The following is a 19,905-nucleotide window of genomic DNA, read 5'->3' as shown; positions in this document are numbered from 1 at the left end:
GCTGTCGTCGTTTTCGTGGTCATGGCTGTATCCCCAGATCGGGGGTCGGCGACCCGTGCGCCACGTGCGGGTCTGGTTCGGGTTCGAAATCCATGGCCTCGGCCAGGCCGTCGCCGGTGAGCCCAGCAGCTTCGACCGCATCCCCGATCACCACCCCCTGATCGGGGTCGGTGTCCGAGTCGCCGGCCAGATCAGCGAATTCATGGGTGAGGTGGGTGGCGAAACTCAGTTCCTCGGTGAGCCCGACGATGTCCTCGATCGCCACCGCCGATGACCTGGTCTGCTGTCTCGCTGTCACGTCGAGGTCGTCGAAGTCGTCGATGATGTCGGCGTCGATGATGTCGGTGTAGTCGCTGCCGGTGTCCCCGGCGAACCGCTCGGCGTAGGCGTCGAAGTCGTCGTCGAGTTGCTCGGACAACCCGTCGGCGCTCTTGGCTGCGGCGAACGCCGCAGCCGAGGCCATCGCTTCGCCGGTTTCTCCGTGTGAGGTCAGGGTGTCGCTGAAACCGGCTGAGCGGCGGCGGATATCGATGAGCAGTTCCTTGTATTCGACGTCGAGCGCGTGCAACTCGTCTGCGCGGGCCTCCCGGTTGGCGTAGGCGTCGACCTTCCACCCTTGGATTTCGATGTTGTGTTCCCGCTCGAGTTCGCCCGCTTCGTCGCGGCGGTCCAGGTCGGCGTCGGCACGTTCGGCTTGCCGTTCCTTGATCCACTGCTCGAGTTCGTGCATGTCATCGCCGCGCTCGATGCGGGCACGCACTTCCTCGACCTTGGCGGTGTTCAGCTCCCGCGCTTGGCGCGCTGAATCCACCGCGTCGATCACGCGCAGGCGGTGTTCGATGAACGAGCGCCAATCTTTGGCACCGGCCAAGCGCATCCGCTGCTCGGACTCCGCCCTCGATCGTGATTCCCCACCCCGTCCCCGCATCAGGGCAGCGGTCGTATGCGCGGTCTGCAGCGCTTGAACGAAACCCTGGCGCATCGCCTGAGTGGATTCCTCGACCGGATCACCACTCATGCCTGCACCTCCAATCCGGACAACAACCACGCCGATCCCGCCGTGGTGCGGGTGGCGTGGGCGTATACGGCCCACCGGACCGGCGGCTGGTTACTGGGTTCGAGTTCGACGGCAAGCACGCGGCTGACTGCTGTAGCGGTATCGGCCGGATGGTCGTCGCTGGTCACGCGAGCCGATGCCGCGAGGGTGGTGGCGTCGGTGCGCCACTGGTGCCACTGCATGGCGCTCACCGGCGCCCACACCAGCGCCGCGGGCTGCGCGCGCTGCGCGAACCCGGAATCCATCAACGGGCGCGCCACCCGGAACGCTCCACGCTGATCGAGGTGCTCACTCGGCCGATAACCGAACACGGCCGTCACCGCCGCGGTCAGGACCGCTTCGGCCGAACACGGGTCCACCGCACCGAAAGGAGGCGCGAAACGTGCGGCACGGCAGGGTAGTTCACCGTTGGGTGTGGCGGTATTGGCGGCGCATCCTGCCGCGACGGCGGCGACCGCGATCACTACGGCGCGGAATGTCGTTCGGGTCATGCCGCCCCCCGGTGGGGGTGCCGCAGGCCGCCGAGGTCGCTGCTGCGCCAGTCGACTGCGTCGCGGCGGGTGCATTGTTCGGCGGCCGGGTTGTGCACCGGGTTTGTGGCCACGTCCAACACCAGGTCGGCGGTCGCGGCGGCACGGTGCAGGTTCTCGAGGTCGACGCCGCGGCTGCGAGCCAGGATCAGGCGCAGAGTCGCCGCTTCAGCGCCCCACCCGGTACGGGCTCGACCCGCAAGCCAGATCGCTTGGCGCGCTGATGCTTCCGCAGCCGCCGACCCAGTGCATGGCGCAGTGTCGCGGAGGAACAGATCGTGCCAGATGACCTGTCCGTCGGCGCGGCAGACGGTGAAGGTGGTCATGGTAGCGGCTGACCACAGCATCAGCCGTGGCCCTCGCGCTGCCACGGCCACCAGTCGTTGGTGCGCGCTGCGGCGGGCGGCCTCGGTTTGCCGCAGTCCTTCGTAGTCGATCCCGGCTTCGACCAGCAGCGCGGTCAGATACCGCTCGAAGCTGCGCGTGTCGGTGAACTTGTGCTCAGCCGCCACGCGATCGAACTGGTGGGTGCTGGTGAACCCGTGCAACTCGGCCGCGCGAACGCGCACGACCATCTCGGGCGTGACGCCGGGTTGCGGGCCGGTAGGGTTTGGTGGAGTTTTCATGTTCGACCTCCCGGGGTGGTATCGGGGGCTGGTGTGGTGGTTGGTGCGCTGTAGCGGCGCACGTCCATGCGTTCGCCCTCCCACGCGCTCAGCGGGGTGAGAGTGACGGTTTGCCCGGTCTGTGGGGCGTGCAGCAGCAGGTCGCGCCCCTGGGAGTCGCGGCCGTAGTAGATGCCGACGTGATGGGAATCCGCATCGCCGGGGGTGGTGAAGAAGATCAGATCCCCTGGTGCCCGATCGGCGAAGGGCACCGGTTGTGCGGTCGGGTGGTCCTGTTGGGCTTGGGTGTAGTGCGGCAGACGGATCCGGCCGCCGGAGGCGTGGTAGACCGCGTACAGCGTCAGTCCCGAGCAGTCGAACCCGCCGCCGGTCGGACCGGTGGTGTCGCCGCCGCCCCACACATAGGGTGTGCCGATCCAGCGGGAGCCGTGCTCGATCACCACCCGCCCGAACGCACTCGCCTCCGCCGGCAACGGCGTGCCGGAGCCGCTCGGCCCGCACCCAGCCGCCGGTGACCCGGCCGCGGTACGGGGCAACGAGCCGACGTCGATATCGGCGAACAAGACGTACAACCTGCGCGCCAACTCCAGCTGCCCGGCATAGGCGTTGGGTGCGGAACGTTCGATCGCTTGGGCAAGTTCGGCCGGCGACATCCGCTCGGCCGCGGCACCCAATTGCTGGGCGTGGTCGTAGAACCAGTTGATCTGATACACCGGGTCCATGAGCGTGGCGATGCCGACCGCACCCCAGACGCTGGCGCGCATCTGGTGCGGGCCAACCGAATCGTGGTCGTACCCGAGCCCGTCGTTGGCATAGTTCAACGACTCCGGCACCGACGGGTTGGCCAGATTCCGAAAGGTGCTCTCGGTGGCCTGGGCCGCCAACTCGGCGATGATCACCGACTCGCCCATCCCGCGTTGTTTGCCGATCGCGACACCGTTGCGCGCCAGCTGCAACTGCCGCTCCGACAGCCCCGCCACCGAAATACCGGTCTGTCCCCCAACCCCGGCCGCGGCGCCCGTGGAAAGCGGGCTCGCGCAGCTCAATGCTGGGTCGGCGCCGATGACCACCAGCAACAACAGCAGCAGCGCCACCGGAAGACCCAGCGCGGTCGCGGTCACCGCTCGCGAGGAGGTATCCATGAACGTTCTCGCTATTCCTTGCGTCCCTGGCCATCACGACTTGGACGAACCATGGGGTTGTCGCATCGGTTTTGCGGCCGTGGTGTCGCATCGGTTTTGCGCTTTCCGCCAGCACTTGGTCTCGCGCGCCAGCCGTCGACGCAGTGGGGTGTTGATCGGTCACAGCCCGGCCTCCGGCATGTCCGGCAGCGCGACGTCGTCGGTCGCTGCGTCCGCGTTGACGCCGGACTCGGCGTCTGCGCGCGGGCTCTGGTCGAGACCGGCCGCGGTGATCAGCCGGTCGCTGTCGGTGTCGGCCTGGGCCAGGCGCGGGTCGGGTTCGTTGCTGTCAGCGATGCGCTCGGTGATCTCTTCTCGGAGAGCGGCGACCTGGTCGGTGAGGTCGGCGATGATGTCGTCACGAGCGCGCACCATTCCCAGCAGCAATGGAACTCCGGCGACAGCCGCGATGTCGTGGTCGAGATCCTGGCGGATGTTGTTCCAGTACCTGCCCAGCGTGTCCATCGGCCGCCCGTACCAGAAACTGGAGTCCGGTTCGCCCAGGAGGTTCTCCAGCGCCCGCTGCCGGTCGCTGGCGGGAGCAGGCACATGTCGCACCATGTCCGCCAGCAGATGCCGCACCCCCCACATGTAGATGTGGCGGGCCTTGTGCTGCTCATCGGACGGGTCCATACCGGTCATGTCCATCGCTTCGCTCACCGAGTTCAGCCGCCGATACCGGGCGATGACCTCGGCGATGGTTGTAAGCTGGCTCGCGCCCCGCCACCGCCGGTTGCTGCCGCTCATCCAGGCGGCGCCTCCGTCCGTCGTGGTCCATCCGTCAGCCATCACCTGCTTGCCTCCCCCGCCGCGGGCAGATCATCGAAGCGCCGGTTCGTGTTGTGCACATCCGCGGCGCGCTCGGTCGGCGTGAATACCAGACGGAATGGAATTCCCGGCTCGTTGGCCTCGCCGGTCTTCAACAAGAAGCAACCGGTGCCGGGCGGGGTTTCACGACGCGTGGGATCCAGGTCATCGTCGCTGGGCGGGCGCGGCGCAGCCCACGAGGTGACCAGCAGTTTCTCGGTGTCGGTGAGTCCAACCGCATTACGGATGCGATCGGTCTCCTCCGGCCCCACCGGCCCGATCAGCTTCGCGCGCGCTCTTTCGAAGAACCCCACCGCCTTTGCCTGCGCGGCCGGCGAGTCGAAAGCGGCGAGATCTTTGATGGTGTGGCTGCACATGATCAGTCCCGTGCCCAACGTTCGGTTGAGCCGGGTGAGGGCATCGACGCGGTCGACCATGAACGGGCCCACCGACAACACGCGCCAGATCTCGTCCATGACCACTTCGAACGTCCGCTTCGGCGCAAAACCCGCGTCAGCGAGCGCGTGGGCAGCCGCGACCGCGCCGAATCCCTCGCTCCAGCACACCATCAGCACCGCCGCGAGCAGCTTGGTGTCCCCTGAAGGGATGCGGGAGACATCCACACACACCGCGGGGCTGGCCAAATTCAAGCGAGTGGTGGTGGGGCCATTGAAGATCGCGCCGAAGGGCCCCTCTACCAGTGCCCGCAGCGAGCGGCGAAGGGTCTTGGTGCTGGCGCGATAGGTGGCGTCGTCGTCTTCTTCGGCGAACTGGCGTAGTTGTTCCCCGCCGCCGGAGATGACCTCGAGCAGGTTCGACAGCAGCGGTGGGTGTTCGTAGGTGAACCCTCCTGTGGGGCTGTAGAGTTCGCGCAGTCCGGCGGCGATCAGGACTTCTTCGTAGTCGGCCACCCGGGATCCGCGCACGAGTTCGATCAATCCCGCGACGATGTTGACCTGTCCGGCTTCGACGCGGGCGGTGACTTGGCGGCGCTGGTCGGGGTCGGTGAGCTGCTCCACGACCGCGCCGAGCGCGCCGACATCCAGCGGGTTGATGGTGCCGTGCCCGTACCCGACATCGACCACTTGACCACCGAGCTTGATCACCAAGTCTCGGTAGTCCGGCTTGGTGTCGCCCATGCACAACACCACTTCCCCGGCCGCCACCGCGCCGGTCACCATCCGCCGGATCAGGCTGGATTTGCCGAAACCGTTGAGGCCCAGCACGAACGCGATCGGGGCGGTGATGAACCCTTTGAGGAACCACGACATCGGGTCGAACGCCACCGGCGCCCCGGTGATGTAGTGCGCCCCAACAGGTGTGCCGACGGTGGGGGCGCTGGCGCCGACGGTGAATGGCCACAACCCGGCGACTTGTACGGTGGTCGCGCGCCATTCCGGTGTGCTGGGTACCACCGAGGCGCGGCCGCCGCCGAGCCCGCGGTATCCGCGGTCGGTCAGCTGTCGTGGCGATCGGTCGAAGCCGTCGCCTCTGACATCCTCTGCGCGGCGAGCGGCAGTGGTCCGGCGATGATCATCGCTCGATATCGCCAGCCGTGCCCGCCAACCGCGCAGACCGGGCTGGGCGGCGGCTGCCTCGGTCGCGGCGCGCGCCGAAGCGGTGAGCACCCGCACACCAGCGACCGTTTCGGTGCGCGCGGGCCGAGAAGAATTGCGGCTGTGCGCGTTCATGCCGACACCCGCTTGGAGATGGAGGTGTGTTCGGGCAGGATCAACCCGATCCCCAACGAGGCGGCGAAGGCCGCGGCTTGGGTGCCGTAGCAACGGCGCACCCCCAGCCGCGACGCCGCGGCCATCCCCTTGACCGACGCTTCGATGCCCGGCAGGTCCCCGTCGAGGTGGTCGGTGACGGTCACCAGCGCTCCGAACCGGGTCAAGCCCGCGCCGCGTGCTTGCTCCTCGCGGGAGGCTTGGGTGTTGGCGACCCGGATCCGCGCCGACGCCGAGGCGATGCCGCGTTCGGTCTGCTCGGCCGCGACCGCGTCCCGGAAATCGGAATCGACCAGCGTGGTCGCCTCGGCCGCGCTGTGCAATCGGTACACGATCGCCACCCGCTTGCGGGGCACGTCCGCGCGCGGGCGCAGTAGCTCCTCGAGCACGGTTTCCATGACCGCGCCGCGCGGTGCGGCGTCCATTTCCCAGGTGATCGAGCGGGCGCCGTCGTGGACGTAGTGATCCCACCGGTCTTGGTGCGCCAACGGTCCCACCGAGTCCCACGACTGTGTGCGGGTGATGTCCGGGCCCGCGGCTTCGACGTCGCGTTGGGCGGCCAGGTCGTAGCGGGTGCGCACCAGCCCGAGCACTTCCCATGCCTGCAGCGGCGTCGCCGGAAGCCCCGCGCGGGCGAGCTGGGACAGGACCCCTTGCAGGCGTTGCCCGATCTCGCGGGCCTGCTCGGCTTCGTCGCGACGGATGCGGCCTTTGCCGATGGGGCGGTAGGTGATCGCGATGCGGGCTTCGATGCGCACACCGACCCCGCCGATGTCGGCGGCGGCTTCGCGCATCACCGCCTGCGCATAGGCGGGGGCGTCGGGGCGGACCAGGCGGGCGACTTCCCGGGCCTGTTTGAGGCGGGTTTCGACCACGTTCTCGAGTACCGAGGTCACCGCGACCACTTCCCCGCCGCGGCTCTGGGTGGCCAGGAATTGGCCGTATCCCTCGACCCAGGCGTCGATTTGGGCTTGGTCGACCAGCTCTTTGCCGCGCGGAATGACCCGTAGTACGACGGTGTAGTGGTCGCTGCGGCGGATGTGGAGCATCGCGAACCGTTTGCCACCCGCGGTCTCATACTCCGACAGCCGCGAATCAGCCAGCAGCCCAGGCAGTTTCGCGATTCCGGGGATCTTGGAGAAGCGACCCGCCTGGTAGACGTGCTCACCCCGGGCGCGGGCGGCAGCGAACTGCGCCCGCAGCAACACCAGCTCCCAGCCGGTGCGGCCGTTGCGAGTGATCGCCAAGGGCGTGAACACCAGCGCGGCAGCCACGACCAGACCGGCGGCGATCGACAGCGATCGGGTGATCATGAACCCGACCATCACCATGACTATCAGCGCCAACCCGAGCATCGACACACCCCAGGTCAACCCGAAGAACCCGGCCGAACGAGGGCGTTCCCAACGGCCATACATGCGAGCCGTCATCGCCGGACCTCCCCCGGCCCCAACGCGTCCGGATCCAACGCACCCTCGGTCGCATCACGGGTCTGGCTGTCGATCGCCGAAATACCTTGCTGCACCGTGTCTTTCGCCATCTGCGCGCCCATGATCAGCGGTGCCATCGGGCCAGCGCCCGCGGCACCGGCCGCCTCACCGCCGCTGCCCGCGCCGGGCACGCTCGACGACCGTGCGCCTGCGGCTCCGGTGGGCCGCGCACCGCCCCCACCCACGCCGCCGCTCGAACCGCCGCCAGAACTCACCGCTCCCGCAAAGGAAGAACCGCTGTCGCCGCTACCACCAGACATCGGACGACCACCGCCACCACCACCGCCAGGACCACCGCCCGGCCCAGAAGAACCGTTGGAGACCCCGCCACCACCGGGCGCGTTCTCTCCTTCACTGACCTTGCGGCTGCTGGAGCGATCACCCATCGACGCCATCGCCACACCGGCCGCGCCGCCGGCCAGCACAGCCGCCGCGCCACCACCGCCACCAAGGGTGGCGACCGCGGGTGCGACCAGCCGGATCAGCGCGGGCAGCACCACCACGCTCATCACCAGCAGGATCAACCCCAGCAGTACCAACTGCGGATCGCGTTGCTTCTCGTTGCCGATCACTGTGAACGCGATCGCGTAGACGAGCGCGCCGACGGGTTTGTACAGCACGAACGCCAACGACCAGCTCAATAGCTTTTTGTAGGCTTGCGAGCCTGGTCCGGTGCCGGACGCGGCGGCCGCCAGCGGGATCACGGCCACGACCAGGATCAGCAGGGCTTGGCGCACCACCAGCATCACCAGCTGGATCAGCGTGCTGATCACCCCGAGCAGCCCCACCAGCAGCAGGACACCGGTCCCCAGCCCGGAGCGGGTGTCGGCGTCGAACTGCGTCAAGCGGTTGACCGCGCCGGTCCAATCGCCGCTACTGGCGTCGAGGATGACCCAGTCGGCGAAGGCGTCACCGGCGCGGGTGCCGGCGGTGATCACTGCGGCAAACGCCATCGAGGCGAACACCGCTCGCGCCAGCATCAGGAAGCTTTCCTGGGCTTCGCCCGCGACGCCGCCGCGTTTGGCCAGCGCCAACCTGGCGGCGGCGAACATGATTCCGGTCGTCAGCAACAGCACCTGAAGTCCGCTGCTGTAGTCACGGATCGCCGACAGTGCCGCACCCGGCTCTTCCCCGGCAGTGGTCAGTTGCGGCGAGGGAAGGTCGGTCCACCACGTCATCGCCATCCGCAGCAGTCGAGTGAACGCGTCCATCAGAGTGCCGGCGAGGTCGTCGAGGGCAGAGCCCGCCGCGTCGGTTGCGGCCTGCCCGAGTTGTTCGCATGCCTGTTGGGGGCCCAAAGGTATGTCGCACACATTGGTCGGGGGCAGCTGCGTCTGCCATGGCGCGGCCGCGACCGGCCCGCTGGCGCGGATAGTTCCGGTCATGGCATTGCCTTCCACGACCCGAAACCACTCAGAGTCGGTGTGGAAGTGCCTGGGCCCCAGAGTGTTTCGATGTCGCCTGGGACGCGGACACGCCAGTCTCCGTCGATCCAGGCCATCGGCCAGGTCGCGATCGTGTATCCGAGGTCGTCGCGGGTGGCGAACTGCACGACCGCGAGGTCGTCGCGGTAGCCGGGTTGAATCCGCACGCCGTCGGGGACCACGACGTAACGGGCGGCGTTCTGGGTGCGCTCACGTGAACGGCTGAAGCGATCCAGTAGCGGTTCACCGCCGCCGTAGTAGCGTTCCCGCACGACCTGCTGCCAGATGCCATCGGGGGCGGCCAGTGCGCGGGCGAGCGCGTCGAACGCGGCCAGGGCCGCCCCTTGGGGTGTGCGCGCGAATCCACTGGCGAGCCCGTCGTGGATGCGGGCCGGTCCGTCGCTGCCCGATACCGGCAGCGCGGCTCCGCCCCAGCCGCGCTGCCACTGCATCCGTGCGGGCGCGGCGGTCAGGAAGTCCGGGCGGGTGGGGTCGGGTCGGCCAGAGGGGTCTTGGGGAAGGACGACACCGGATTCGTCGTGTGGCACCTCCAGGCGATTGCCGAACAGGTCAGTGGTCGGCGGCAACGTGCTCGGCGGCAGGTCAGGAAAAGTTCGCATGGTGGGCGCAGTCGTGCTGCCGGGGTCGGCGGGGATATCGCCGGATCCGTTGTCGTTGGTGACGGTCAGTACGAACGCGGCGATCACGACGGCAGTGATACTGGCGAGCAGGACGATCAGCAGGCGATGGGATCTCATGGGCTAGGTCCTTCTCAGCGGGGCGTGAGCGCGACCATGTCGGCCGGTGGCACGTCGACGGCGGTGACCGAGGCGGCGGTCGGGTTGTCGGGTAGCTGTAGGCGCCAGTCGTCGCTGTGCCAGAGGACGTGGGTGCGGTTGCGGGTGACGGAGTTGTCGGGGTGCAGGCTGTAGATGTCGACGTCGCTGGCGCCGAGGGTGTAGCGACCGATCACATAACCGAGGACTTTCGGTGCGCCATTGGCGATCGGGGCGGCGATCGAGATCTGGGCGCGGGCGGTGGCCCAGGCGTCGCGCCCTGGTCCTGGGGCGAGCATGCGTTGGCCCACCATCGGCCATTGGCTGTCGGTGGCGATCGACATGCGCACCGTGGATTGGATGGCGGCCAGCGCGGCACCTGCTGGTGAGTGGTGGTATCCGGTGGCTACTGGTCCCTCGATGTGGTGGGGACCTTGGTCGGCGACCGGAAGGTCGACGCCTTGGAAGGGCTGCCAGCGCAATCGCGTGGGTGCGGCCGTTGTTGCCATGGAGGGCATCCCATGGGATTCGCTGGTGTTCTCGGTGCCGCAGGCGAGCAGCCCGGCCGCGGCAAGGGGTGCGGTGAATGCCAGCGCGGCTACGACGCCGATGCGGTGTGCGTGGGAGGGGTTCACGGGGGTTGGTCTCCTCGAGTGGATCAGGTGGGTGGGAGGACGGCGAGGGCGAGGGAGCTGGCGGAGCCGAGCAGGGCTGCGCCGAGCAGGGCGCCGAGGAGTCCTTCGACGCTTTCTTCGCGGTACATCCGGATCGCCAGCAGCCCACCGACCCACACTGCGCGAGCGATGCACAGCAGCAGCACGAACCAGCACAACCAGCCCAGCAACTGGGTGAGTGGTGAAAGAACCTGCGCGGGAAGTGGTTTGGCGATCACCATGGGCCGTCGTCCTGCTGGTGGGTGCGGTAGGCGACCTCGAGAGCGGCCAGAATCGGCGCGCTCGCCGTGGCCGGGTCGCTGTGCGGAAGCGAGTGCCCGGCACCCGGGACGCTGTCGTAGTCGCCCCAGATGTGTTCGGCGAGGTGGCGGGAGCTGCTCGGTTCGACCACCGGGTCGAGTTCGCCGGTCAACACCCAGGTCGGGATGCTGCGCATGATGCTGGCCGTCTCGCCGGTCAGCGCAGCGCTGCCATAGGCCGCCAGAGTCGCCAAAGTCGCCTCGAGGTTCGCGCTGCGCCTGCCGCGACCGAGGCCAAGAAACACACTGCGGCGAGGCAAGCCATAGCGGGCCGGCGGCTCGTACAAGTAGCTGGTCAGTTCCCCGACGAGTTGGCTCCCCCGGCGCCTCGAACGCCTGCCGGCGTCATGCACCTCGGAAGCTGGGAGCCAGGGGAATTCGGGGCAGCCGTTGAACAGCACGATGCCCGCCAGTGCGCGAGCCCGGCGGGGGTACTGCTCGACCCATGCCTGCACCAGCAGCGATGCCACCGAATGCGCCACCAGCACCACCGCGCCGTGCGCGTGCGCCAGGACCGCGTCGAGGTCATCGACGAGCATCGGCAACGTGATCCGCACCCCCGGATCAGTGTGCCCGGAGTGGCCGTGTCCGCGCTGGTCGTAGACGATATGGGCGATACCGCCGTCGAGGCGCCGGTGCAGATGTCCGGTCAGCGGCCTCCAGTAGCTGGAGTCGGTGAGCATGCCGTGGACATAGACCACGCTCGCCGGTGCCGACGCCGGGCCGATGCGGCTGGCCGACAGCCGGATTCCATCCGGGGCAGCCACAGCGAACGCGATGGCGTCGAGGTGGCCGGTGGTGAGCGATTCGCGCCGTGAGGTCGATGCGGACGGAAAGCCGCGCCCGGCCTGGCTGCTGGAGGTGTCGAGGGCGTCGTGTTGTCTGACTGTGGAGGGTTGGGAATGAATGCGGAAGCGGCGCATGGCTTATGCGCCTCCGGTGACGACGGCGTTCATGATCCCTCCGGCGCCGGTGGCGATGATGCCGCCGACCAGCGCGCCGAGGATGATCTTGGGTGACTCGACCGCGCCGCCGTGGAATCTCTCCCACCCGAATTTGCCGCCGGCGTAGACCAGGGCGGCGATCCCGGCGAGCATGACGATCCAGGACAGGTAGTTGACCAGGTTGATCAGCTTGTTCGCACCCGGCGGCGCGACGGGGGTGATCGGGATTTCTTGGGCGAGCACGGTCAGCGCCTCGCCGACCGCGTAGGCGGTGGTCATGGCGAAGTCTCCGAATCCTTTTGTGCAGCAATCGAACGGGTGGCTGCGAGGTGGGTGATGATGTGTGTTCCGGCGCGGTGCACGTCGGCAGGAACCGCTTCGCGGAGGCTGGAGCGGCGCGGCGGTGCCGGGTCGTAGGGCATGTACTGGGCCAGGTCGGTGAGTTCGCAGGTGACGAGTTCGTCGTGCCAGCCGATCTCGTAGACGTGCTCGACCAGCTCGGCGACCACCGCGCGATACCGGCGCACGACGGCAGGAACTCGCCCCGGCCGTGCCGCTGTCAGTACCAGCCCGATCACCTGCACACCGTCCGGTGCCAATCCGGCGTGCCATTCGCGCAACCGTTCGGCCGCGGCAGTCAGACCTGGCATGCACAGCCTCGCGGCGAGGATCACGTGCTGGGTGGTGGCCGGTGAGGCGGGCCATTCCAGGCCGGTGTCGGCGGCCGGCGCCCACCATCGGGCCAGCGTGGAGGTCCCGGAGCCGCCGTGCGCGCCGAGCACGGCGAACAGCGGTGGGTGCGCTCCCGTGGTCGGCAGCGGAGTCTCCCGCACCGGCGCCAACCGTTCCGGAGCGGCGACGGTGCCCGGCTCGAGCCGATTCGTTCCCACGGTGGGGTCGTCGTGGTGCAGGTGCAGCGGTGCGGCCATTCCTCAGCCCCGCTTCTGAATATTGGTGATCACGACACCAACACCGTCGTGGCGGACGTTGATCAGTTGCAGGTAGTCCACCCGCTGCCCGTCTGGGTGCCGCTGCACCACGTGCACGTCAGCAACGCCGTCGGCGATCGGGGTGATCGCGACGCAGTGCGTGGTGCCGGCCGGGATGGAGGCGATGCCCGCCGCCAACGCCTCCGGCGCGAGTCCGGCCTCGGGGGCGACCAGTCGCAGCGCTGCTTCGGCGTCGCGTTTCACGTAGTAGGCGTGCTCGAAGGCGGCGATCACTCCGGTAAGGCTGTGGGTGTCGCCCGCGGTGTCGGTGACGGTCTGCCCGGCCAGTCCGGTGCACGCGCCGCCGAGGGGTTGCGTGGTTGTCGGTGGGCCTGCGGTCAGGGTGGGGATCGCTGGCACGGTGTCCGGGTGGTCGGCGACCGAGCTGATTCCCACCCCGACAAGCACGGCGGCGAGCCCGAGTGCGGCGCCAAGCCCTATCCAGACGCGCCGAGGGACGCGCGTGCGCGACGATCCCGATGGCAATGGCGCGGAAGGCGGTTGGTTGAGCCACTGCCATTCGTTGCCATCGATGTCCGGGCCGTCGGTCGCGTCCGAAACAGGTTGCAGGGCAGTGGGTTCGCTGCGGTGCAGCCAGCCCCAGCCGTGCTGACCGTTGGTGTCGGTGTGGGTGTTCGGCATGTCGGGTTCTCACCTCCTCGATGGGGTTGATGACCGGTGCAGGGCCCTTCGGGCGGGGTGCCAGGGGAGAATCTGCAGACCGGGTGTGGGTACGTCTGCGGAATGGGGCTCCGCCCGAAGGGGTCTCAGGGTCCGCCGCTCGATGTCGGGGCCGCTGGTGCGGCCGGGCTGCTGCTGGATGCGGTGGCAGGTGTCGTGGGCGTCGAGCGGGCGGTGGACTGCGGTGGGGCCGATGGTGTCCCGGTGGCGGCGAGGTCGCGGGCCAGCGCGGTGAACCAGTCGGCGGTGGCGGCCAAGGCTGATCTGCCGGTTGGTGTGGCGGGCACGGTGCGGTAGGAGCCGTGGCGGCCGGTGGTGTCGCTGTATTGGGCTGAACCGGCGAGGGTGTAGAGCTCGCTGCGATCGGTGATGGTGCTGGTGATCGCGGTGAATGTCTCGTTGACCCACCGGCTGGCGGTCTGGGGTGGAATGAGCTCGACCACCGCGGTGGCGAGTTCGGCGCCCAGCGCGGCGACCCCCACTGCGGGGTTGGCCATGCCCACTGTGGCGAGTTCGGCGATCGTGGCCGGCGTGAATACCTTTCGCGCGACCGAGATCACCGCGTTCAAGCCGATGGTGCCGATCTTGAACAGCGCCGCCAGAGCATCGTTCGGCCCGGGTGGGATGGTGTTCGGGTCCGAGGCTTCGGCCAGGCGCTGCCCGAGGGGTTTGGCGGGTTGGTAGGACAGTTGATCGAGGCTGCTGCCGGTCAGGTCCTCGTTGACCACGTTCACGGCGGTCGTGTAGACCGTCGCCGATAGAGCTTGCGCGATCGTGGATACCGCCGCTATCGGATCGCGCAGGTCCGAGCGGGCGGCGATATTCGCGGCAGCGGTGGCCAGGGGACCTGCGACCGGCGCGTCGCAGGTCGCGTCGCCCGGCACGCACAGCTCCGCGACTCTGCCGGTCAACTCCGCGTAGTCGTTCGATCGCTGTCCGGGGGTGATACCGGCCCCCGATAGGGGCGGGTTGAGCAGCGCGACTTCGGCGACCTTCTGCCCCGAGGTCCCGGGTGCGGCCGAGGGAGTGATGGCGCCTGGGCGACCAGGCAGCACGGGGGTATCGGTGTCGCGGTTCGGGTTGGCCAGCAACGCGATCCCCGCGACCTGGTCGGCGCCGACGAGCGCGTTCCCAGCTCCGACTCGCTCGGCGAACTGCGCGACCGCGGATGCGCCCTGCGCGTATCCGGCGGCGGCGACCTTCGTGGCCGGGCAGCGCTGCACGATCTCGCCGGCCATGGTTTCCAGGCGCTCAGCCGCGGCGGTGACCGCGGTGTCATACGGCAGCACGGTCCCGTCGGGTGCGCGGCCGTAGGGTACGTACGCACGCTGCACGAGATCCCCCGCCGCGGCGGTAAGCGGACCAAACACGAGGCCGAGCGCGCCGGAATCGATGGTGATCGCGGCGTCGGGGGCGGCTTCCTCGCTGCCCTGCACCCCCAGCGCATACAGGCTCGGGCACCTCCCGCCAAGGGGGACACCGGTATCGGCGGACACAGCGCCGACACCGGCCACCAACACGGTGACCAACGCCAGGACCATCGCGACGGCGCGCCGCAGCATCGGTGTTCTGGTGGTGTGCGGATGCATGGACTTTTCGACCTCGATCTGTCGGTTCGGGGGCCTGCCCGCACCCCGGCGAGGGGCCCGCAGGTGCGGGCAGGCGATTCAGGTGGTCTGCGGGCTGGGTGGTGCCGGGCGAATGGCGGTGGGTCGGCGATGCAGGTAGCTGGCCAGCCGCCTGACGGCTTCGGCGGCGCCGTCGGCGGCGGCCGCGATATGACTGTTCGTGTATTCGCGCCAGCTCAAATCGACTCCGAGCGCGCGGTATTCGGCGAACAGGCTGCGGCCCATGCTCACGGGGACGAGGGCGTCTTCGGTGCCGTGGTAGAGGTGCACGGGCACCTGCGGCGCGGCACGGCCGCTGGTCTCATTCGCCAGGGCGTAGCGCCACATCGCGTCGTTCCACGGGTCAGGCCGCTCGCACCAGTGCCCCAACGGGGTGTTGCGGTAGGCGACCAGCAGCTCCGCCGCGTCGAGCTCTCCAGCGCGCTCGACGGTTTCGTGGCCTTCATCGGTGAGCAGGTGTCCCATCGGGAGATGCGCATACGCGCGGGCCAGGCCGATCAGTCCAGCCAACGCCAGCCCGGCCCACGGCCCGCCGTCGATTTCAGCGATCAGCGCTCCGGGGTCGGCGACAACGGCACCGGCGGCGACGCCGCGCAGATCCAGTTCCGGGGCATACCGGGGCTGTTGTTCGGCCGCCCAGACCGCGGCGCGCCCACCATCGGCATAACCCCACGCCACGCACGGCGCCTCCGCGCAGTCCAGTTCCGGTAGCAACCGCACCGCGCGTGCGAGGTCGAGCACGGCATGCGCGGCGGCTCCTCCGGCCAGGAACTGGTGTGCGCCAAGCCCGGTCAGGCCCAGGCCCAAACCGTCCGGCACCGCCACCGTCCAGCCACGCCCGAGAGCCGTCGCGAGGAATCCGGTCTCCGCTTCGGTGCCCTCCCCCGCCAGCAGCTGCGAGGGTGCGCATCGCCCGCCGAGACCGTGAAAGACCGGGCAGTACACCAGGATCGGGTTGGGCCCGGCGGGACCGGCGACGTCGGGGGTGATCACGATCCCCGATGCCGGGATGGGCGCGCTGAACGCGGTGCGGGTGGCGTACACCAGCTGCCACGCACGGTTGGCGCCGGGCAGGCGCGGGGTGGTGACCGCGCGGCGGCGCAGGATCTCCCCCGGATGCGGAGTGAAGTCCAGCGCGGGGCTGCGGTAGAAGTCATCGAGAGTGGTCGGGTCGGTCATGTCATCGGCTCCCGGCGATGTCGTGGGCGAGGGCGACCATCCAGGCGATGCCCGAGGCGAGCTGCCCGGTGATGGCGTAGTTGTTGTGGCGGGCCACGGTGTCGGCGAAGCGGACCCAGACCGCGGGGTTGACCAGGTCGGCGTTATCCGCGACCAGCTGCCCCCACGCCGCGCCGAGTTGGCCAGCGAGCTTGGGAAGCAACCCGAGCGGGTTCGCCGCGACAGTGGCGGTGATCTCGTTCCACCGAGCGGCGGCAGCGTCGATGTCGTGCGGACTGGGTGCGGGAATGCGCGGGTCTGCGGCGGCGATCAACCGTGCCGCGAGCGGCAGCTGCGGCGCGTAGTCGACGGTGCCGCCACCGACCTGGAAATCGCCCAGCACCACCGTGGTCCAGGTATCACCCAAAGCCGCGGAAAACAGGGCGGCCAGTGACCCGACCGCGGCGAACGGGTCGCGCAAGTCGGCTTGGGCGGCGATCTCAGCGCCGACGCGCAGCAGCGCGGCCCGCTCAGGTGCCGAGCAGGCCAGATCGCCGTCGGTGCAGATGTCGGCGACCCGCCCAGTCAAGGCACCGTAGCTGGGCGCGCCATCGGCAATCCCGCCGCCACCGGCCGCCGGGTTGGTGATCTGAACCCCGGCGACCGCGGCGCCGCTCGTTCCCGGGGCCGGGTCCGGCACCGTCTGACCTGGGCGTCCGGGGAAGATCGGCGCGTCCGGTGCACGATCGGGATGGGCATACAACGCGATCCCCGCGACCCGCTCCGGCGCGACAGGGCCCGCACCCGTCCCGACGTCATGTGCAAACGACGACATCGCCTGCGCGCCTTGCGAATACCCGATCCCCGCGATCAAGGTGGCGGGGCAGGTCTCGGCGATCTCGACGGCGGCGGCATCCAACTGGCGGCGCGCGTCGGTCACCGACACCACATACGGATCCGGGCCACCACCCGGCACCGCGCCGCCGAAGCCCGCGCCGTAGGAGATATACGACCGTTGCACCAGCCCGGGAGCAGCCGACAGAACCGGTGCAATCAGCGCACCGACCACGCCGGTATCCGCAAGGGGGTCCGCAGTCGGTGAAGACTGGCCTGTGCCCTGCACACCCAGGACGTAGAGCGCGGGGCATCCAGGACCGATCGGCACCGCCGCAGCAGGGCCAGCAGTGGTAGCCGCAGCGGGGCCGAGCGCGGTGGCGACTGCTGCCGCAGCGAGGAAGATGCGTGCACGATGGGTGGTCTCGGTGCTCATGGCTGCCCGACTCCGACTCCGGCACCGAATCCCGCGCCGACCGTGCCCGCGGCAACTGCGCCGACGACCGCGGCCGGGACGCCGGCGACCGCGGCACCAGCTGCCGCGCCGGTGGCGGCACCGAGCGCTGTTCCGGCGACGCCGGAGGTCACCGTGCCGATGACCGGCACCGGCACCACGGTGCCCAGCGCGGCGCCCGCGATGCCACCGGCGGTGCCGCCGATCAGGCCACCGACCACCGCGCCCGCGGCTGCTGCGGGGACACCGGCGACGGCCGCGCCCGCAGCGCCACCGATACCGGCACCGGCCAGGGTGGCGCCGCTGACCCGGTCGGATCGTCCGGCGGGAATTCCGATCGAATCCAGTGCGGTGGCGACCTGTGCTTCCGCGCCCGCCGCGACATCGTTGATCGCATCCGCGCATTCCGGGGGCAGCCACTCCGGGCGCGGGGCCTGCCATTGCCCGATGCGGATCGTGTCCGGGGGCGGCTCGATCGGCGCGACGGGTTCGACCGGCTCGGGCAGGTGCAGCTCCTCGATCCGGACCGGCTCCACCGGCGCTTCGGGCGGCGGAGCCGGGCGCGACGGCGCCGCGTTGCGGACCTCGGGCGGTTGTGCGTAATACACCGGTGGCGCCGGTTGCATCGGCACAGGTTCGGGCTCGGGTGCTGGCGGCGGGGGTGAGGGTGGTGTGGTGGTGCCCGGCTGGGCTGGGCTGGTCACGCCGGGCTGATCAGCGATGGCAGCTGGAATGTCGGCAGCGTGTGCCGTTCCTGCTGCAGCCAGCACCATCGCGATGGGAACCGTGCCAGATAGTAGGGCGCGGCTGCCACGAAAGGTTCTGGTACTGGTGTTTCGAACTGTTCCCGCGCTGACGCCGTAAAGGGCGGATGTGCGGAAGCGGGTGGAGTTTCTGGATTTGGGCATGCCGAAGAGACCCTTCACTTGATCAGGGCGGGATGGGGATTACCGATGAATGCGCCGAGGCGCGGTATTTCGCATGCCTCCCAGAAGCGGATCCGCCTCTGGGAGGCCGCTTCTCAGGCGAATCGCGTCAGATGAAGGGCAGGATGAGTGCCAGCGCCTGCGCTGCCACCGAAAGACCGTGGGACAGCACCGACAGACCGGTGTTCACCCAACCCAATATCACGTAGGGATCCAACGTGGTTTCCTCTCGATCGGTTCGGACTTGCGGATCCATCCAAACCCCGAAACATGCTGGAATACCAGGGTTTCAGCTCTCCTACTTTTAGGTGAGGGTGAAATAGTCAAACCGCTATCCGGTCTGCGTGCAGGGCGTTTGCCAGAAGTTTCATACTGGGATCATGAAGAAAAATTCTCGCCAGATCTGCTGCACGGCAACTCGCTCCACGGGCGGGCGAACCACGGGGCGCCTCTCGGCGAGCAACTTCTTTGCGATCTCTCAGACGGTAAGACCTTGCCGCGCTATACCCGTTCTGGTAGGAACAGAAACATCATCCTGGGGGCAACCGACCATCGTAGCTTCGCCCACCCCTGTGACGGAAGACACTAGGAAGGGGGGGACTCCCCATGACCCGGAATCCCGCACATCGTTCATCCGACAACGCCAGAGGCGGGCGACTACCCCACATCCCGACTCTCGGCAGCACATGCCGACTGATCAGGGAGGATCTCGGACTGTCGCGTTTCGGCGCCCAGCAGCGCCACGGCATCAGCCCCTCCTACCTGTTCAACATCGAGAAGGACGAGTACACACCAACCTTCGAAACCCTTGAAAAGATCATCGCCGGATACGGACTCAACCCGATGCAAGCACGCCACCTGCGCGAACTGCGCACCCCTGCCGAGGAACTCGCACCCACGGACAAACTTCGCCAGTGCGTGAACGAGAACGTCGACCTGGTCAGCCACCTCGACGACCTCGAGCAACGAGAAGTGCTCGCGGCCTACCTCGACCCGCTCTGGAACGTGCTGGGCCGCAACGATCTATTTCGAGCGGCAACACCCGGCCTGGAGGAAACCGACTGCATCCCGGTATGGCTGTTCACGCCGCAGGCCAAGACCGCCTTCGTCCAGTGGGACCACGAATCCGCCTACAGCGTAGCCACACTCAAGGCCACACTCGGCCGTTACCGCGACTCCGAACAAGCCAAGAACGTCATCCGCCAGCTCCGCCCGGTCAAGGAAGTCCGCCAACAGTGGTCTTCCAGCATCGACGTCGCCTACGGCCGCGACACCAACGACCTGCTGCACCTACGCGACCCCGCGACCGGTGAGCTGGCCTCCTACCGACTCACCGTCGCCGACGTCACCCAGACCCAGAACGTCCTGCTCCTTACAGCAATCCGCAAGCCCTACTCCGGACCCGAGCCCTCCTAGCCGTCGAACTCGACATCGACACGACGATGCGACACGCCGGATACTGCCGCCGGAATCGCGGATCTGTCATCCCATCGATGATCTTTCCGCGTCGCCGAGGCCACCTCATGCCATGTCTGGTTGGCACGCGGCACACTAGGGCGAGCAACGCCACGAGTCCGAAAACCGATGCATGACCACTATCACCAATCCGCGCCGAATGCGCCTGTTGTCGAATACCTACGATGAGATTTGCTGGCACCCAATGAAATAAGGGCGCTGCCATCGACTGATGAAAGAGG

The 19,905-nt window shown here is 68.6% G+C and carries 20 protein-coding genes; 1 reads left to right on the top strand and 19 read right to left on the bottom strand.

Translation table 11 applies throughout. From position 1 onward, the window contains the following. Nucleotides 1–19 precede the first annotated feature (19 nt). The 19 genes from IU450_RS28240 to IU450_RS28150 all read right to left on the bottom strand — a co-directional run bounded on the left by IU450_RS28240 (nt 20) and on the right by IU450_RS28150 (nt 17,908). Nucleotides 20–1,018, bottom strand: coding sequence for a hypothetical protein (locus IU450_RS28240; RefSeq protein WP_195152771.1), 999 nt, complete (start codon nt 1,016–1,018; stop codon nt 20–22). Next, nucleotides 1,015–1,548 (bottom strand): hypothetical protein, encoded by a 534-nt coding sequence (locus tag IU450_RS28235; protein WP_195152770.1) that lies wholly within the window; start codon nt 1,546–1,548, stop codon nt 1,015–1,017. The genes IU450_RS28240 and IU450_RS28235 overlap by 4 nt, the downstream gene beginning before the upstream one ends. Continuing rightward, nucleotides 1,545–2,213, bottom strand: coding sequence for a hypothetical protein (locus IU450_RS28230; protein ID WP_195152769.1), 669 nt, complete (start codon nt 2,211–2,213; stop codon nt 1,545–1,547). The genes IU450_RS28235 and IU450_RS28230 overlap by 4 nt, the downstream gene beginning before the upstream one ends. After that, complete coding sequence (locus IU450_RS28225) at nt 2,210–3,355, bottom strand: C40 family peptidase (protein ID WP_228835246.1); 1,146 nt, start codon at nt 3,353–3,355, stop codon at nt 2,210–2,212. Before IU450_RS28225 ends, IU450_RS28230 begins: the two co-directional genes overlap by 4 nt. Nucleotides 3,356–3,514: 159 nt before the next feature. After that, nucleotides 3,515–4,141 carry a hypothetical protein gene (locus IU450_RS28220; RefSeq protein WP_195152768.1) on the bottom strand — a complete coding sequence of 209 codons (627 nt, stop codon included), beginning with the start codon at nt 4,139–4,141 and terminating at the stop codon, nt 3,515–3,517. A gap of 41 nt (nt 4,142–4,182) precedes the next feature. Then, nucleotides 4,183–5,892, bottom strand: coding sequence for a hypothetical protein (locus IU450_RS28215; protein WP_195152767.1), 1,710 nt, complete (start codon nt 5,890–5,892; stop codon nt 4,183–4,185). Beyond that, a complete protein-coding gene (locus IU450_RS28210) occupies nt 5,889–7,361 on the bottom strand; it encodes an SCO6880 family protein (protein ID WP_195152766.1) in 1,473 nt (490 codons plus the stop codon). Before IU450_RS28210 ends, IU450_RS28215 begins: the two co-directional genes overlap by 4 nt. Further along, nucleotides 7,358–8,806 carry a hypothetical protein gene (locus IU450_RS28205; RefSeq protein WP_195152765.1) on the bottom strand — a complete coding sequence of 483 codons (1,449 nt, stop codon included), beginning with the start codon at nt 8,804–8,806 and terminating at the stop codon, nt 7,358–7,360. Before IU450_RS28205 ends, IU450_RS28210 begins: the two co-directional genes overlap by 4 nt. Continuing rightward, nucleotides 8,803–9,603 carry a hypothetical protein gene (locus tag IU450_RS28200; RefSeq protein ID WP_195152764.1) on the bottom strand — a complete coding sequence of 267 codons (801 nt, stop codon included), beginning with the start codon at nt 9,601–9,603 and terminating at the stop codon, nt 8,803–8,805. The genes IU450_RS28205 and IU450_RS28200 overlap by 4 nt, the downstream gene beginning before the upstream one ends. Nucleotides 9,604–9,617: 14 nt before the next feature. After that, a complete protein-coding gene (locus IU450_RS28195) occupies nt 9,618–10,256 on the bottom strand; it encodes a hypothetical protein (RefSeq protein ID WP_195152763.1) in 639 nt (212 codons plus the stop codon). Between the two features lie 23 nt (nt 10,257–10,279). Beyond that, a complete protein-coding gene (locus IU450_RS28190; RefSeq protein ID WP_195152762.1) occupies nt 10,280–10,516 on the bottom strand; it encodes a hypothetical protein in 237 nt (78 codons plus the stop codon). After that, complete coding sequence (locus IU450_RS28185; protein WP_195152761.1) at nt 10,510–11,361, bottom strand: alpha/beta fold hydrolase; 852 nt, start codon at nt 11,359–11,361, stop codon at nt 10,510–10,512. The genes IU450_RS28190 and IU450_RS28185 overlap by 7 nt, the downstream gene beginning before the upstream one ends. Before the next feature lie 159 nt (nt 11,362–11,520). Then, nucleotides 11,521–11,817, bottom strand: coding sequence for a hypothetical protein (locus IU450_RS28180; protein ID WP_195152760.1), 297 nt, complete (start codon nt 11,815–11,817; stop codon nt 11,521–11,523). Continuing rightward, nucleotides 11,814–12,467 (bottom strand): hypothetical protein, encoded by a 654-nt coding sequence (locus tag IU450_RS28175; RefSeq protein ID WP_228835245.1) that lies wholly within the window; start codon nt 12,465–12,467, stop codon nt 11,814–11,816. The genes IU450_RS28180 and IU450_RS28175 overlap by 4 nt, the downstream gene beginning before the upstream one ends. A 3-nt stretch (nt 12,468–12,470) precedes the next feature. Continuing rightward, entirely contained in the window at nt 12,471–13,169 is a 699-nt protein-coding gene (locus IU450_RS28170) for a hypothetical protein (protein ID WP_195152759.1), read from the bottom strand. Nucleotides 13,170–13,294: 125 nt separating this feature from the next. Then, nucleotides 13,295–14,797, bottom strand: coding sequence for a cutinase family protein (locus IU450_RS28165; RefSeq protein WP_195152758.1), 1,503 nt, complete (start codon nt 14,795–14,797; stop codon nt 13,295–13,297). Between the two features lie 78 nt (nt 14,798–14,875). Beyond that, the gene (locus tag IU450_RS28160; protein WP_195152757.1) at nt 14,876–16,015 is read right to left on the bottom strand and encodes a lipase family protein; all 1,140 of its coding nucleotides are present in this window, start codon (nt 16,013–16,015) and stop codon (nt 14,876–14,878) included. 1 nt (nt 16,016) lies between these two features. Beyond that, entirely contained in the window at nt 16,017–17,264 is a 1,248-nt protein-coding gene (locus tag IU450_RS28155) for a cutinase family protein (protein ID WP_195152756.1), read from the bottom strand. Then, on the bottom strand, nt 17,261–17,908 hold the full coding sequence (locus IU450_RS28150) for a hypothetical protein (protein WP_195152755.1): 648 nt from the start codon (nt 17,906–17,908) through the stop codon (nt 17,261–17,263). Before IU450_RS28150 ends, IU450_RS28155 begins: the two co-directional genes overlap by 4 nt. A 906-nt stretch (nt 17,909–18,814) precedes the next feature. Between IU450_RS28150 and IU450_RS28145 the strand changes: the two genes are divergently transcribed. Further along, nucleotides 18,815–19,624, top strand: coding sequence for a helix-turn-helix domain-containing protein (locus IU450_RS28145; protein ID WP_195152754.1), 810 nt, complete (start codon nt 18,815–18,817; stop codon nt 19,622–19,624). The last annotated feature ends 281 nt before the right edge of the window (nt 19,625–19,905 follow it).

The sequence above is a fragment of the Nocardia abscessus genome (assembly GCF_015477775.1).
Classification (GTDB): Bacteria; Actinomycetota; Actinomycetes; order Mycobacteriales; family Mycobacteriaceae; genus Nocardia; species Nocardia abscessus_A.
Note: the sequence above shows the minus strand (reverse complement) of the source record. Positions and strands in the feature narration are given on the sequence as shown.